The organism is Mesorhizobium sp. M7A.F.Ca.US.006.04.2.1, assembly GCF_004022915.1.
Lineage (GTDB): Bacteria > Pseudomonadota > Alphaproteobacteria > Rhizobiales > Rhizobiaceae > Mesorhizobium > Mesorhizobium ciceri.
This window is the reverse complement of record NZ_RZQA01000796.1, coordinates 1-3008: the sequence shown is the minus strand read 5'-3', so window position 1 is coordinate 3008 and position 3008 is coordinate 1. Positions and strand designations below refer to the sequence as shown.

Here is a 3008-nt window from a genome sequence, read left to right as displayed (position 1 = left end):
ATCGTGCCCCACATGATGGAGAAGGGTTACGGACGCATCGTCAACATCAGCTCTGTCGCCGGCAAGGAAGGCAATCCCAATGCGGTCGCCTATTCGTCAATGAAAGCCGGCGTGATCGCGCTAACCAAGTCGCTTGGTAAGGAGTTGGCCGATCGCAACGTCGCCGTCAACTGCGTGACGCCGGCCGTCGCCAAGACACCGGGCGCGATGGCCCAGGCGCCCGAACATATAGCCTATATCCTTGGCAAGATCCCACGCGGGCGCATGCTCGAACTGGAGGAGGCAGCGTCCATGATCTGCTGGCTGGCCACGCAGGAGAATTCCTTCACCACCGGAGCGGTCTTCGACCTGTCGGGCGGACGTGCGACCTACTAACAGGAATGATTGAAGAGGAGATTCCCATGCCTTCATATGTCTTCGAGAACGCGCGCGTGCTTGATGGTTCCTCGGACGACGGGGAGTATGACCGTCATGTACGGGTGTCGGAAGGCATGATTGACGAAGTTTCCGACAAGCCGATTAAGGACGTCAACGCGATCATGATCGACCTGAAGGGCAAGACGCTGATGCCCGGCTTGATCGATTGCCACGTCCACGTTTATTCGGCCGCTGAAGATCCGTCCGCCAGCTCACGTATGCCCAACGAACTGGTGGCGCTGCACGCGGCCAAGATCGTCAAGGGCATGCTGTTGCGCGGCTTCACGACAGTCCGCGACGTCGGTGGGGCGACGCTGGGCTTCAAATACGCGCTTGAAAGCGGTCTGATCGACGGACCCAGGTTGACCATGTGCGGCAAGGCTTTTGTCCAGTCCGGCGGCCATACCGATCCGCGCGAGCGCGGCGACCTGATCTCGGCTGAAACCTTCAACAATCAACTCGGCAACGTGTCGAAGATCGTCGACGGCGTTGATGAGTGTCGCCGCGCGGCGCGCGAGGAGATACGCAAAGGCGCTCAGTTCATCAAGGTGATGGCCGGCGGCGGCGCGGCGCAGCTGCGGATGCCACGCTCATGGAATGCCTATTCGATGGATGAGCTTCGCGCCTTCCAGGAAGAAGCGGAGAACGCCAAGACCTACGTTTGCGTGCACGCACATTCGGACGAGTCAATCGCGCGGGCGCTGGCCTGCGGGATCAAGTCGATCGAGCACTGTACGCTGATCACTCCCGCAACGGCGGCGATCATGGCCGAGAAGGGCGCTTATTCAACGCCGACAATCAGCGCATACGAGGGACAAATCATCGAGGCTGAAAGGCTCGGACTCGACGCTGCCGCCGTTGAGCGCCTGCAGTGGGTGCGTGATCGTGGCCCGGTATCGCTGGAGATCATGCACAACGCCGGTGTAAAGATTTGCCATGGTTCGGATCATCTAGGCTTTCTACATCCACACCAGAACCTGGAATTCAATATCCGCGCCGAGGCGCTGCCGCCCATCGAGGTCATCCGATCGACCACCATCAACGCGGCCGAACTGTGCTTGATGGCTGGCAAGATCGGCACCATCGCCGCAGGGGCCTATGCTGACATGATTGTGATAGACGGCGATCCACTGAAGGACATCTCGCTGCTCGGCGACGAAGGCAAATCCTTCCAGGCGATCATGAAGGGTGGGGTTTTCTATAAGAACGAACTTTCCCACTAATGGTGGACGGATTCGGCAAGATGGAGGCTGTGGCGAGGGCGACGGGCGCGAAAATTCCGCTCCGTCTTTTCGTATAGTCGGGCGACGCGGACATGCGGCCCGCGCGCGATCTGAAGAGACAGCACACTGTACGTTGGCAATCCGGCGCGCGCCGGCAACTGTTGCAGGCGCCGCTGGACGCAGCCGGTGTGGCCTTTCGGTCGGTTATGGCAGCGCCTCCCAATTCAGCCGTGAATACAAGCGGCTATTCGGTGCCTCACCGGTGCAAGATGCCAATTGCGGGGCCTGGTCGGTCAGGAATCGGTGGTCCGTCATGGAAAAATGAACGAACGAGAAGTCGGCTAGGGGAATTCCAAGGAGTGGTCTTCACAGCTCTAGCCTACCGTGAGACCCTTTGGCGTGCGAACTGTATTGGCGGTATGCCGACAAACCGGGTGAATGCAACACTGGAAGGAACTGGCGGAGCCATAGCCGACGGTTTCCGCAACCTCCTTCACGCCGCCATCCCCGCGCCGCAGCATGTCCCTGGCGAGGGCCATCCGCCACATAGCAGGTACTCCATCGGCTGGACGCCGACCTCCCTGCGGAACCTGTCGAAGAACACCGAGCGCGACATGGAGGCCTCCTTCGCCAGTCGCTCCACCGTCCATTCATGGCGCGGGTCGCCGTGAATGCAGGGTATTGCGCTCCCTAGCTGGGCGTCAGCCAATCCACGGAGAAGGCGGTGGGGAGGTCGGAAAGAAAATAGCCTGGCGCATCGCGCGGGTTCAACGGCTCGATCAGCACCCCGATGTTGTGCTGCGCGGCGCTCTTCGATGCGTACCGCAAGTTGCCTTCGAAGGTCGCGAAGGCCTCGTCACCGGTTGCCTTGCCTGCCATCACATGGATGTTGCGACAGCGCGTGGCTGCTGCCCATTGAACCGCCTGGTCAATCGCCGCGCGAGCTTCCGTTTCCCGACCCGGCAGCGCAGCGAGGCCATTGTCACCCGCTCCAACGTCGCCTCTGGCCGTGTTGATGCCAAGAAGCGGAAGGCCAGTTTCGATGAGCGTCTGCGCGATCACCGATGCATCGGTGTCGTATGGCCAATGCATCTCAACGGCGGCAAAACCGAGCCGTTTTGCCGCACGGATCGCGTCTGGAAGCGCGAGGTCACGAAAAAGAAATCCCAGATTGGCCGAAAGCTGCATCAGTCGTCCCACTCCACGTCAAAATATTCCACCAACTCACGAATTTGCGGCGCTGCGAGGATTTTAGGCCGCAAGCCGCGGGTGAGAAGCGTGAGTTTGGCCGTTTCCTCAAGCTCTTCCATCGCGTAGGCGGCGGCTTCGAGATCCTTGCCGGCCACCACGGGGCCGTGGTGGGCCAGC

Annotated in this window: 4 protein-coding genes and 1 pseudogene; 2 read left to right on the top strand and 3 right to left on the bottom strand. The window is 60.6% G+C overall.

Annotated elements, in window-relative coordinates:
• Both EN925_RS30200 and EN925_RS30195 read left to right on the top strand, forming a co-directional pair.
• Nucleotides 1-375 (top strand): SDR family oxidoreductase (locus EN925_RS30200; protein ID WP_128337148.1); only part of this gene is annotated, 375 nt, incomplete at its 5' end.
• Between the two features lie 5 nt (nucleotides 376-380).
• Nucleotides 381-1640 carry an amidohydrolase family protein gene (locus EN925_RS30195; RefSeq protein WP_245460896.1) on the top strand — a complete coding sequence of 420 codons (1260 nt, stop codon included), beginning with the start codon at nucleotides 381-383 and terminating at the stop codon, nucleotides 1638-1640.
• Between the two features lie 379 nt (nucleotides 1641-2019).
• Here the strand turns inward: EN925_RS30195 and EN925_RS30185 are convergent.
• From EN925_RS30185 to EN925_RS30175, 3 genes and pseudogenes are all read right to left on the bottom strand, one after another.
• Nucleotides 2020-2361 (bottom strand): annotated as a pseudogene (locus EN925_RS30185) (helix-turn-helix transcriptional regulator); the annotation flags it as partial.
• Nucleotides 2331-2732 carry a TIM barrel protein gene (locus EN925_RS30180; RefSeq protein WP_348630134.1) on the bottom strand — a complete coding sequence of 134 codons (402 nt, stop codon included), beginning with the start codon at nucleotides 2730-2732 and terminating at the stop codon, nucleotides 2331-2333. The gene EN925_RS30180 and the pseudogene EN925_RS30185, both read right to left, overlap by 31 nt.
• A 95-nt stretch (nucleotides 2733-2827) precedes the next feature.
• Nucleotides 2828-3008, bottom strand: a 181-nt coding sequence (locus tag EN925_RS30175) for a class II aldolase/adducin family protein (protein ID WP_206633003.1), incomplete at its 5' end; no start/stop codon positions are given.